Source organism: Streptomyces sp. MnatMP-M17 (assembly GCF_900091995.1).
Taxonomy (GTDB): Bacteria; Actinomycetota; Actinomycetes; order Streptomycetales; family Streptomycetaceae; genus Streptomyces.
This window is the reverse complement of record NZ_FMDK01000005.1, coordinates 1-11,835: the sequence shown is the minus strand read 5'-3', so window position 1 is coordinate 11,835 and position 11,835 is coordinate 1. Positions and strand designations below refer to the sequence as shown.

Genomic DNA, 11,835 nt, shown 5'->3' with positions numbered 1-11,835 from the left:
AAGAGGCAGGGACACACATACGGCTGAGGCCGGCCGGGGCGCGCCCCGGCCGGCCTCAAGTCTTCACCGCGCGGTCAGGAGCCCGTACTCGTGCCCCTGCGCAGCTCCCACAGCTGCAGCTCCGCGGACGAGTTGACCGCCCACTCCACCCGCGCGATGTCATCGCGGGCGGCCACATACTGCTTGCCCTGCCACAGCGGCAGCACCGGCACATCGTCGGCGACGATGTCCTGGATCTTGGCGAACGTCTTCGAGGCGGAGCTGCGGTCGGCCTCGCGGCGCGACTGCGGGATGAGCTGGTTGCGCAGCATGCTGTTGTTGTACGGGCTGTTGAGGAAGTTGTCCTTGTCGAAGAACGGCCCGATGTAGGTGTCCGGGTCCGGGAAATCCGGGAACCAGCCCATGCCGTAGATCGCGTACGCCCTCTTGGTCTGGTTGGGCCGGAAGGTCTTCCACTCCTCGCCCTTGATCGAGACGTCGAAGAGCTTGCTGCCGTTGAGCTGGTCCCGGAGGTTCTCGAACTCCTTGACGGTGACCTCGCCGTAGTGGTCGGTGGTGTAGTTCAGCGTCAGCTTCACCGGAGTGGTGATGCCGGCGTCCTCCAGCAACTGGGCGGCCTTGGTCACATTCGCGTCACCGTACTTGTTGAAGAACGAGTTGGTGTGCGTCGCGACGCTCGACGGGATCGGCGAGTACAGCGGTTCGGCCATGGCCCCGTACACCTTGGTGACGAGCTGGCCGCGGTCGATGGTGTACGCCATGGCCTGGCGTACCGCCTTCTCCTTGGCGCTCGGAGCATCGGTGTTGAAGGCGAGGTAGCGGATCTCCAGCCCCGGCATCTCGGTGAGCTGGATGGTCTCCTTGGGGTTCTCGATCATTGACTGGACCTGCTCGGGCGTCATCGCGCGGGTCATCACATCGATGTCGCCGTCGTCGAGCGCCTTGCCCATGCTGTCGGCGTCCTTGAAGGGCCGCAGCTCGACCTTGCTGTTCTGGAGGCTGAGATCGCCCTTGTAGTCCGGGTTCTTGGCGAAGACCGCCTTGACGACGGTGTCACCCTTGACCTCGGCCTTGAAGGTGTACGGACCCGAGCCGTTCACCTCGAAGCCGTTACGGAGCTTGTTCGGCTCGTACAGCTTCTGGCTGACGATGCCCGCCGGCGGAGTGGTCAGCTTGTACGGGAACGTCGCGTCGGGCGCCTTGAGATGGAAGACGATCTCGCTGTCGCCGTTGGTCTCCATCGTGTCGATATTGGCCAGCAGACCGGAGATACCGCTGGGGTCCTTGATGTCCAGGACGCGCTTGATGGAGTACTTCACATCCTCGACGGTGATGGGATCGCCGCCGGCGAACTTCAGGCCCTCGCGCAGCTTGCAGCGGTAGCTCTCGTTCTCCCGGTCGGTGAATCCGCACTCGGAGGCGGCCTCGGGCACCGGCGCTCCGCCACCGCGCGGTACGTGCATCAGCGTCTGGATGGTCTGGCGGAGCACGTTCCAGGAACCGGTGTCGTACGCGAAGGCCGGGTCCAGCGGAGCGGGACCTTCCTCCGTGGCGATGTACTGGTCCGTGGTGCCCACGACAATGGCTTCACCGCCGTCGGACCCACCGTCCGAGCCGCCGCAACCGGCGAGCACGGGCGCAAGCAGGCCGATCACGGCCGACAGCGCCAAAGTCTTGCGGTTCATCCTGGACGTACTCCCTCATCCGGCACTGAGATACAGCGGTGCTAACGGAGACTCCGCCGCGCCCACCCGTTCGGGGCAGTGCGATCGGGCCGGGATACAGGGCGATCGGTCCTGTGTACATGGCGACTTGGTGGGTCGTCGGGACACGTCGTTGATGCGGCGAAGTGCTCGCGACGAGATTAGTCGGAGGCACCGGGAATGCCGGAACGGGCCTGATCTGAAACGTAATCACACAGTGATCGGCAATAGCGGCGTGTGGATATATCGGCTCCGGAATGTTTCGTACACGTCTCCATCAATCAGGACACAAGGGCGCACCAGGACCCCGCCGCGACGGCCATGGATCAGTCCGGCCCGCGCCTGTCGATGAGGGCGCAGGTGATAAAGCTCACTCCACATGCCGTTTAGCGGGTCATGGATTGCCTCGCCCGACGGTAACGGAAAATGCCCGGCCCAATGCCGAGAGTTTCCGTCCGTATTCCGGTGCGACGCTCTGTGCGCGGATCAGTGTCCTTGCGTCATCATCCCGCGCAGAAATACCAGATCGACCTCTTCGAGCGAGCGGACGACGATCCGTCCGTCGGCCGGTGCGATCGGCGAGACGGACGGTACGGCGACCACCCGGCAGCCCGCGGCCTCGGCGGCGGCGACACCGGTAGCGGTGTCCTCGATGACGGCACACCGAGAGGGATCGGCGCCCAGGCCCCGGGCGGCAAGCAGATACGGGTCCGGGTGCGGTTTCGTACGCGGCACCTCGTCGCCCGCGACGGTGAGCGCGAAGTACTCGGGCCCGAGCGAGGCCAGGACCCGGTCGATGATGCGCCGGTGCGAGGCGGAGACCAGGGCGGTGGGCACCTCGTGCGCGGCCAGCTCCGTGAGCAGCCGGGTGGCGCCCGGCATGAGCGGTACACCGCGCCCGATACGGTCCTCGAAGGTGTCGTTGAGCAGCACGGTCAGCTCGGCGAGGGTGATGGCGGCGCCGGTGGCCTCGATGAGGAAGGTCGCGCTGCGGGTCATGGGCCCGCCCACCACCACATCGCGCCAGGTCTCGTCGAGGACGTGTCCGAGGGCCTTGAAGACCTCCACCTCGGCGTCCCACCAGAATCCCTCGGTGTCGACCAGGGTTCCGTCCATGTCGAGAAGAACGGCCTGAAGGGCCGAGCCTTCGGCCGTACGGGTCAAGGACGCGGGGACCGTACTGGTCATCCGGCACACCTCCATGGGGGACGAGAAGGCCGGTCACCTTTCCCGCAGGGTTACCCCACCGGGACAGGCGACCGGCCTGCACTGGACCGACCAGTGTACGACTCGTCCGCGCTCCGCGCCGATCGGATTCCGGCGGGCGGAGCGCGGACCTTGTCAGCGTGCGTTGTCAGCGTGCGTTGAAGTACTTCGCCTCGGGGTGGTGGATCACGATGGCGTCGGTGGACTGCTCGGGATGGAGCTGGAACTCCTCCGAGAGCTGGACACCGATCCGCTCGGGCTCCAGCAGCTCGGCGATCTTGGCCCTGTCCTCCAGATCGGGGCAGGCGCCGTAGCCCAGCGAGAAGCGCGCGCCTCGGTACTTCAGCGCGAACATGTCCTCGACCTCGGCCGGATCCTCACCGGCGAAGCCCAGTTCGGAGCGGACCCGGGCGTGCCAGTACTCGGCGAGCGCCTCGGCGAGCTGGACGGAGAGACCGTGCAGTTCGAGGTAGTCGCGATAGGAGTTGGACTCGAACAGCTCGGCGGTCCGCTCACCGATCTTCGAGCCGACAGTGACGACCTGGAAGCCGACCACATCCCGCTCGCCGGACTCCTCCGGGCGGAAGAAGTCCGCGAGGCACAGGCGCCGGCCGCGCCGCTGGCGCGGGAAGGTGAAGCGCGTGCGCTCGGAGCCGTCGTCGTTGAGCACGATCAGGTCGTCGCCCTTGGAGACGCACGGGAAGTAGCCGTAGACGACGGCGGCCTCCAGCAGGTTCTGCGTGTGCATCTGGTCCAGCCAGCCGCGCAGATGCGGCCGGCCCTCGCTCTCGACCAGCTCCTCGTAGCTCGGGCCGCCCTTACGGGCCTCCTTCAGCCCCCACTGGCCCTTGAAGAGGGCGCCCTCGTCCAGCCAGGACGCGTACTCCTTGAGCTGGATGCCCTTGACGACCCGGGTGCCCCAGAACGGCGGCGCGGGAACGGGATTGTCGACGGCGACATCGGAGCGGACCGTGCCCTGTTCGGGACGCTCCTCCACCACGGCGTTGGCGGTGGCCTTCACCCGGCGCTGCTTCAGCTCGGGAAGCGTGGCGCCGGGCACTCCGCGCTTGACCGCGATCAGCGCGTCCATCAGCCGCAGGCCCTCGAACGCGTCCCGGGCGTAGCGGACTTCGCCCTGGTAGATCTCGTGGAGGTCCTGCTCGACATAGGCCCGGGTCAACGCCGCGCCGCCGAGGATGACGGGATAGTCGGCCGCCATCTTGCGCTGGTTCAGCTCCTCCAGATTCTCCTTCATGATCACGGTCGACTTCACCAGCAGACCGGACATGCCGATCACATCCGCCCTGTGCTCCTCGGCGGCCTCCAGGATCGCGGAGACGGGCTGCTTGATGCCCAGATTCACCACGTTGTAGCCGTTGTTGGAGAGGATGATGTCGACCAGGTTCTTGCCGATGTCATGAACGTCACCACGGACGGTGGCCAGCACGATCGTGCCCTTGCCCTCGTCATCGGTCTTCTCCATGTGCGGCTCCAGATACGCCACCGCGGTCTTCATCACCTCGGCGGACTGGAGCACGAACGGAAGCTGCATCTGGCCGGAGCCGAACAGCTCACCGACGACCTTCATGCCCTCCAGCAGCGTGTCGTTGACGATGTCCAGGGCCGGCCGGCTCTCCAACGCCTCGGCGAGGTCCCTGTCCAGACCGTTCTTCTCGCCGTCGATGATCCGGCGCCGCAGCCGCTCCTCCAGCGGCAGCGCGAGCAGTTCCTCGGCCCTGCCGTCCTTCATCGACTTCGTGTTGACGCCCTCGAAGAGCTCCATCAGCTTCTGGAGCGGGTCGTAGCCCTCGCTGCGCCGGTCGTAGATCAGATCGTGCGCGACCTTGACCTGCTCCTCGTCCAGCCGCGCGATCGGCAGGATCTTCGAGGCGTGCACGATCGCCGAGTCCAGGCCCGCCTTCACACACTCGTCCAGGAAGACCGAGTTGAGGACGACACGGGCGGCCGGGTTGAGACCGAAGGAGATGTTCGACAGACCCAGTGTGGTCTGGACGTCCGGATGGAGGCGCTTGAGCTCACGGATCGCCTCGATGGTGGCGATGCCGTCGCGCCGGGACTCCTCCTGCCCGGTGCAGATGGTGAAGGTGAGGCAGTCGATGAGGATGTCCGACTCATGGACACCCCAGTTGGCGGTCAGATCGGTGATCAGCCGTTCGGCGATGGCGACCTTGTGCTCGACGGTACGGGCCTGGCCCTCCTCGTCGATGGTCAGCGCGATCAGCGCCGCACCGTGCTCGACGGCCAGCGCGGTCACCTTCGCGAACCGCGACTCCGGCCCGTCGCCGTCCTCGTAGTTCACCGAGTTGATCACCGCGCGGCCACCGAGCTTCTCCAGCCCCGCCTCGATCACATTCAGCTCGGTCGAGTCCAGCACGATCGGCAGGGTGGAGGCGGTGGCGAACCGGCCCGCCAGCTCGGCCATGTCGGCGACACCGTCCCGGCCGACATAGTCCACGCACAGGTCCAGCAGATGGGCGCCCTCGCGGATCTGGTCGCGGGCCATCTCCACACAGTCGTCCCAGCGGCCGTCCAGCATGGCCTCGCGGAACTTCTTCGAGCCGTTGGCGTTCGTCCGCTCGCCGATGGCGAGATACGAGGTGTCCTGCCGGAACGGCACGGTCTGGTAGAGGGACGCGGCGCCCGGCTCCGGACGCGGCTCACGCTCCGTCAGAGCCTTGCCGCGTACGCGCTCGACGACCTGGCGCAGATGCTCCGGTGTCGTACCGCAGCAGCCGCCCACCAGCGACAGCCCGTACTCGCGCACGAACGTCTCCTGCGCGTCCGCCAGTTCACCGGCCGACAGCGGATAGTGCGCGCCGTCCTTGCCGAGGACGGGAAGACCGGCGTTGGGCATGCAGGAGAGCGGGATACGGGAGTGCCGGGCCAGATAGCGCAGATGCTCGCTCATCTCGGCCGGGCCCGTGGCGCAGTTCAGACCGATCATGTCGATGCCCAGCGGCTCCAGCGCGGTCAGCGCCGCGCCGATCTCCGAGCCGAGCAGCATGGTGCCGGTCGTCTCGACCGTGACCGAGCAGATGATCGGCAGGTTCGTGCCGGTGGCCGCCAGCGCGCGGCGGGCGCCGAGGACGGCGGCCTTCGTCTGGAGCAGGTCCTGCGTGGTCTCCACCAGCAGCGCGTCGGCGCCGCCCGCGATCATGCCTTCCGCGTTCTGCTGGTAGGCGTCGCGCAGGGTGAGATACGGGACGTGTCCCAGCGTCGGCAGCTTCGTCCCGGGGCCCATGGAGCCCAGCACCCAGCGCTGCTGCCCGGTGGACACGGTGAACTCGTCGGCGACCTCTCGGGCGATCCGCGCGCCGGACTCGGCCAGCTCGAAGACCCGCTCGGCGATGTCGTACTCCGCGAGCGCCGCGTAGTTCGTACCGAAGGTGTTCGTCTCCACGCAGTCCACACCGACCGCGAAGTACTCCTGGTGGACGGACCGGACGATGTCGGGCCGTGTCACATTCAGGATCTCGTTGCAGCCTTCCAGATTCTGGAAGTCCTCCATCGTCGGATCCTGTGCCTGGAGCATCGTGCCCATCGCACCGTCGGCGACCACCACACGGGTGGCCAATGCCTCACGGAGGGCTTCGATACGGGTCCGGCTGTCGGTGGAGGGGGTCGGCGACGAGGCCATGAAAGTACTCCCTGGGATGCGACGGCTGTCGGCTTTGCGCCCTCTGATTGGAAGGCGCACCCGGCCAGCGTAGCCGGGCGGGCCGCTCCGCGGTGTGGATCTCGCCGGGCCGACGGCATCCTGTGCGGGGAAAGATCCGGACAATCGGCAGTGCCCGATAGTGTTCGGCATGGTCGACAGTCGATGGAGGTCCGGATCCGATGGCGAAGAGCATCCAGTCACTGGAGCGGGCGGCGGCGATGCTGCGGCTGCTCGCGGGCGGTGAGCGCCGGCTCGGTCTGTCCGACATCGCCTCGGCGGTCGGTCTCGCCAAGGGCACGGCCCATGGCATCCTGCGCACGCTCCAGGCGGAGGGCTTCGTCGAACAGGACGCGGCGTCCGGGCGCTACCAGCTCGGGGCCGAGCTGCTGCGGCTCGGGAACAGCTATCTGGACATCCATGAGCTGAGGGCCCGCGCCCTGGTCTGGACGGACGATCTGGCCAGGTCCAGCGGTGAGAGCGTCCATCTCGGCGTCGTGCACCAGCAGGGCGTGCTGATCGTCCACCATGTCTTCCGCCCGGACGACAGCCGGCAGGTGCTGGAGGTGGGTGCCATGCAGCCGCTGCACTCCACGGCGCTGGGCAAGGTGCTCTCGGCGTACGACCCGGTGGCGCGCGGCCAGGCGGTCGAGAACGAGCGTCCGGCGCTGACCGCGCGGACGATCACCGCCGCGGCGGAGTTCGAGGCCGTGCTGGAGCTGACCAGGGAGCGCGGCTGGGCCGCGGACGTCGAGGAGACCTGGGAGGGCGTGGCCGCGGTGGCGGCTCCCGTCCATGACCGGCGGCGGATGCCGGTCGGGGCGATCGCGGTCACCGGCGCGGTGGAACGTATCTGCCCCACGGGCGATGTGCGGTCGGAGCTGGTCGCGGCGGTCCGTGACTGCGCACGCGCGGTGTCCAGGGAGATCGGCGCCGGGCGGTTCTGAACCGGATGGCGGATCATCGGTAAGGAACGAGGTCCGGGAAGGTCAAGGACGGCCGAAGAAAACGCGGCGCCTCAGGAAGGAGCGCCTATCAGAAGTCAGCCGTCCATCGGTCGGCATTGCCGAATGCCTGACGGGAGAAAGCGTTAGGGTGTGACAGCGCCACACGGGACGGCGCACCGGACCGCGGCGGATACCACGCGCCTATCGAGCGCCATCGAGCAGGAGCAGACACCGTGAGCGACGCAACCACCACCGGATCCGCCCGCGGCACCGGACCGTTCATCGCGGCCATCGACCAGGGCACCACATCGAGCCGCTGCATCGTCTTCGACCGGGACGGCCGTATCGTCGCCGTCGACCAGAAGGAGCACGAGCAGATCTTCCCGAAGCCGGGCTGGGTGGAGCACGACGCGACCGAGATCTGGACCAATGTCCAGGAGGTCGTGGCGCGCGCGATCGAGAAGGCGGGCATCACCTCCGCCGATGTCAGGGCGATCGGTATCACCAACCAGCGCGAGACCACCGTGCTCTGGGACCGGAACACCGGCCTGCCCGTGCACAACGCCATCGTCTGGCAGGACACCCGTACCGACGCGCTCTGCCGTGAGCTGGGCCGCAATGTCGGCCAGGACCGGTTCCGCCGTGAGACAGGACTGCCGCTCTCCAGCTATTTCGCCGGCCCGAAGGCACGCTGGCTGCTGGACAATGTCGAGGGACTGCGCGAGCGGGCGGAGCGCGGCGAGATCCACTTCGGGACCATGGACTCCTGGGTCATCTGGAATCTGACCGGCGGAATCCACGGCGGCGCGCATGTCACGGACGTCACCAACGCCTCCCGCACGATGCTGATGAATCTGCGCACCCTGGAATGGGATCCCAAGATCCTCTCCTCGATGGGTGTGCCGGCCTCGGTCCTGCCGAAGATCCGCTCCTCGTCCGAGGTGTACGGCACGGCCAAGGGCGGTGTGCTGGACGGCGTCCCGGTCGCCTCCGCGCTCGGTGACCAGCAGGCGGCGCTCTTCGGCCAGACCTGTTTCGCCGAGGGAGAGGCCAAGTCGACCTACGGCACCGGCACCTTCATGCTCATGAACACCGGCGGCAAGCCCGTGAACTCCTACAGCGGTCTGCTGACGACCGTCGGCTACCGCGTCGGCGACGAGCCCGCGGTGTACGCGCTGGAGGGCGCCATCGCCGTCACCGGCTCGCTGGTGCAGTGGATGCGCGACCAGATGGGGCTGATCAAATCCGCGGCCGAGATCGAGACGCTGGCGTCCTCGGTCGACGACAACGGCGGCGCGTACTTCGTACCCGCCTTCTCCGGTCTGTTCGCACCGCACTGGCGCGCGGACGCGCGCGGCGTGATCGCCGGTCTGACCGGCTATGTCACCAAGGCGCATATCGCCCGCGCGGTGCTGGAGGCCACGGCCTGGCAGACCCGGGAGATCAGCGATGCCATGACGAAGGACTCCGGTGTGGAGCTGGCCGCGCTGAAGGTCGACGGCGGTATGACCGCCAACAATCTGCTGATGCAGACGCTCGCCGATGTCCTGGACGCGCCGGTGGTGCGGCCGATGGTCGCCGAGACCACCTGTCTCGGCGCCGCCTACGCCGCCGGTCTGGCGGTGGGTTTCTGGCCGGACACCGACGCGCTGCGCGCCAACTGGCGCCGGGCCGCCGAGTGGACACCGCGGATGGACCAGGAGACGCGCGAGCGCGAGTACAGGCTCTGGCTCAAGGCCGTCGACCGCACCATGGGCTGGCTCGACCCCGACGATGCCTGAGCGACGGCCCAGGACACGAAGGCCCAAGAGGAGTGGAGCGACGAATGAGCATCCTGGAGAGCGTCCCCGCGCTCGGGACGCATCCGGCGGGCGGTTCCCTGCCGAGCCGGGCGGAGACCCGGGACACGCTGTCCAGGGCGTCCTACGACCTCCTGGTGATAGGCGGCGGCATTCTCGGCATATCCACCGCCTGGCACGCCTCCCAGTCGGGACTGCGGGTGGCCCTGGTGGACGGCGGCGACTTCGCCGGTGCCACCTCCTCCGCCTCCTCCAAGCTGCTCCACGGCGGTCTGCGCTATCTCCAGACCGGCGCGGTGAAGCTGGTGGCGGAGAACCACTTCGAGCGGCGCGCGGTGTCCCGGCAGGTGGCACCGCATCTCGCCCGCCCGCTCACCTTCTACCTGCCGGTCTACAAGGGCGGACCGCACGGCGCCGCCAAGCTCGGCGCCGGTGTCTTCGCGTACTCGGCGCTCTCCGCGTTCGGTGACGGCGTCGGCCATCTGATCAGCCCGGTCAAGGCCCGCCAGGCGGTGCCCGAGCTGCGTACGGACAATCTCCGGGCCGTGGCCGTCTACGGCGACGACCAGATGAACGACGCGCGGATGGCGCTGATGACCGTCCGTGCCGCCGTCGACTCCGGAGCCACCGTCCTCAACCACGCGGAGGTCACCGGGCTGCGCTTTACCCGGGGCCGGGTGACGGGCGCGGAGCTGCGGGACCGTATGGACGGTACGGAGTTCGGTGTCGACGCGCGGCTGGTCCTCAACGCCACCGGACCCTGGGTCGACCATCTGCGCCGGCTGGAGGACCCGCACGCGGCGCCCTCCGTCCGGCTCTCCAAGGGCGCGCATCTCGTCCTGCGGCGCACCGCGCCCTGGGAGGCCGCGCTCGCCACGCCCATCGACAAGTACCGGATCGCGTTCGCCCTCCCTTGGGAGGACATGCTACTGCTCGGTACGACGGACGAGGAGTACGAGGGCGATCCCGGCGCGGTCGGCGTCAACGAGAAGGACGTACGCCAGATCCTGGACGAGGCCGCGCTCTCGGTCCGCGACCAGCAGCTCTCCCGCGATCTGATCACCTACGCCTTCGCGGGTCTGCGGGTGCTGCCCGGCGGCCCCGGTGACACCTCCAAGGCCAGGCGCGAGACGGTCGTGACCGAGGGCCGCGGCGGCATGCTGTCGGTGGCCGGCGGCAAGTGGACGACCTTCCGCCATATCGGCCGTACGGTCCTGGCCAAGCTGGAGTCCCTGCCCGGGCATCCGCTCGGCCAGGGCATGGAGCCGGTCTCGGCGCTGCCGAAGAAGCTGCCGCTGCCGGGCATCGCAAGTCCGAACGCGGTGGCCCACCGGCTGCTCATCGATGGCGGCGGTACGGGCCCGTCCATGGCGCCGGACACCGCCCGCCATCTCGCCACCCACTACGGTTCGCTCGCCTTCGACATCGTGCGGCTGGCGAACGAGTACCCGGAGCTGGGCGAGCGGATCCATCCGGACGCACCGGAGATCTGGGCCCAGGTCGTCTACGCCCGCGACCACGAGTGGGCCGAGACGGCCGACGACGTACTGCGCCGCCGTACGACACTGACGATCCGCGGTCTGAACACGGAACGCGTCCGCTCCGCGGTCGAGGAGCTGCTGGGCAAGCGCAACTGAGCACAGATGTCCGAGCGGAACCGACAGGACATAAGTACGAACCGAGAAGCGCTCCTTGTCCCGGAGCACCTCTCATCGCGCTTCGGAGACGCATAATGGGGACCGATACATCGGATGTATGGAGGTCGCCATGGCAGTCACCGACGAGGCCATCGAGAAGATCAAGGGAATGATCGTCTCCGGTGCGCTGCGCCCGGGAGACCGCCTCCCGAAGGAGAGCGAACTCGCCGCGGATCTGGGGCTGTCGCGCAACTCGCTGCGCGAGGCGGTACGCGCGCTGTCGCTCATCCGCATCCTCGATGTACGGCAGGGCGACGGCACGTATGTCACCAGCCTCGATCCCCAGCTGCTCCTTGAGGCGCTCAGCTTCGTGGTGGACTTCCACCGGGACGACACCGTGCTGGAGTTCCTCGCCGTACGCCGCATCCTGGAGCCGGCCGCCACGGCGATGGCGAGCGCGCGCATAACGGAGGCCGAACTGGACGTGCTGGACGGCCAGTTGGATGCCCTCGGGGAGCGGCCCTCGGTGGAGCAGCTCGTCGCGGCCGATCTGGAGTTCCACCGCGGAATCGTGCAGTCGTCGGGCAACTCGGTGCTCTGCTCGCTCCTGGACGGGCTCTCCGGGCCCACGACCCGGGCCAGGATCTGGCGCGGGCTGACCCAGGAGGACGCCGTCAGCCGTACGCTCCACGAGCACCGGGCGATCCTGGCGGCGCTCAGGGACCGGGACGCCGAAGCGGCCCGGTCCTGGGCGACCGTGCATATCGCGAGCGTCGAGATGTGGCTGAGGTCGACTCTCTGAAACTGAAGCTCTCCGGAGCTCGCCGCCTCGGCCCGCGGGCCCCTGAGATCTCAGGGGCCCGCGGG

The 11,835-nt window shown here is 68.1% G+C and carries 8 protein-coding genes; 4 read left to right on the top strand and 4 right to left on the bottom strand.

The genetic code is table 11. The annotated features are described in order from the left end of the window. The 4 genes from GA0115259_RS42625 to metH form a co-directional block, all read right to left on the bottom strand. On the bottom strand, positions 1 to 59 hold a 59-nt coding region (locus tag GA0115259_RS42625; RefSeq protein WP_141716402.1), incomplete at its 3' end, for a phage DNA packaging protein J. A 15-nt stretch (positions 60 to 74) separates the two neighbouring features. Then, positions 75 to 1,685 (bottom strand): ABC transporter substrate-binding protein, encoded by a 1,611-nt coding sequence (locus GA0115259_RS00205; protein WP_093588998.1) that lies wholly within the window; start codon positions 1,683 to 1,685, stop codon positions 75 to 77. A 504-nt stretch (positions 1,686 to 2,189) separates the two neighbouring features. Next, a complete protein-coding gene (locus GA0115259_RS00200) occupies positions 2,190 to 2,891 on the bottom strand; it encodes an HAD family hydrolase (protein WP_093588996.1) in 702 nt (233 codons plus the stop codon). 166 nt (positions 2,892 to 3,057) lie between these two features. After that, positions 3,058 to 6,567 (bottom strand): methionine synthase, encoded by a 3,510-nt coding sequence (gene metH, locus GA0115259_RS00195; protein WP_093588994.1) that lies wholly within the window; start codon positions 6,565 to 6,567, stop codon positions 3,058 to 3,060. Positions 6,568 to 6,767: 200 nt separating this feature from the next. On the opposite strand from metH, the gene GA0115259_RS00190 reads away from it, so the two are divergent. The 4 genes from GA0115259_RS00190 (at position 6,768) to GA0115259_RS00175 (ending at position 11,770) form a co-directional block, all read left to right on the top strand. Then, positions 6,768 to 7,532, top strand: coding sequence for an IclR family transcriptional regulator (locus tag GA0115259_RS00190; RefSeq protein ID WP_093588992.1), 765 nt, complete (start codon positions 6,768 to 6,770; stop codon positions 7,530 to 7,532). Between the two features lie 233 nt (positions 7,533 to 7,765). After that, on the top strand, positions 7,766 to 9,313 hold the full coding sequence (gene glpK / locus GA0115259_RS00185; RefSeq protein WP_093588990.1) for a glycerol kinase GlpK: 1,548 nt from the start codon (positions 7,766 to 7,768) through the stop codon (positions 9,311 to 9,313). A 44-nt stretch (positions 9,314 to 9,357) separates the two neighbouring features. Continuing rightward, a complete protein-coding gene (locus tag GA0115259_RS00180) occupies positions 9,358 to 10,968 on the top strand; it encodes a glycerol-3-phosphate dehydrogenase/oxidase (RefSeq protein WP_093588988.1) in 1,611 nt (536 codons plus the stop codon). Positions 10,969 to 11,098: 130 nt separating this feature from the next. Beyond that, positions 11,099 to 11,770 carry a FadR/GntR family transcriptional regulator gene (locus tag GA0115259_RS00175; protein WP_066942448.1) on the top strand — a complete coding sequence of 224 codons (672 nt, stop codon included), beginning with the start codon at positions 11,099 to 11,101 and terminating at the stop codon, positions 11,768 to 11,770. Positions 11,771 to 11,835 lie beyond the last annotated feature (65 nt).

What these genes read in the sequence shown, in the direction of transcription:
- GA0115259_RS00205 (WP_093588998.1), bottom strand. Translation starts at nt 1,685, where the DNA reads ATGAACCGCAAGACTTTGGCGCTGTCGGCCGTGATCGGCCTGCTTGCG.
- GA0115259_RS00180 (WP_093588988.1), top strand. Translation starts at nt 9,358, where the DNA reads ATGAGCATCCTGGAGAGCGTCCCCGCGCTCGGGACGCATCCGGCGGGC.
- metH (WP_093588994.1), bottom strand. Translation starts at nt 6,567, where the DNA reads ATGGCCTCGTCGCCGACCCCCTCCACCGACAGCCGGACCCGTATCGAA.
- GA0115259_RS00175 (WP_066942448.1), top strand. Translation starts at nt 11,099, where the DNA reads ATGGCAGTCACCGACGAGGCCATCGAGAAGATCAAGGGAATGATCGTC.
- GA0115259_RS00190 (WP_093588992.1), top strand. Translation starts at nt 6,768, where the DNA reads ATGGCGAAGAGCATCCAGTCACTGGAGCGGGCGGCGGCGATGCTGCGG.
- GA0115259_RS00200 (WP_093588996.1), bottom strand. Translation starts at nt 2,891, where the DNA reads ATGACCAGTACGGTCCCCGCGTCCTTGACCCGTACGGCCGAAGGCTCG.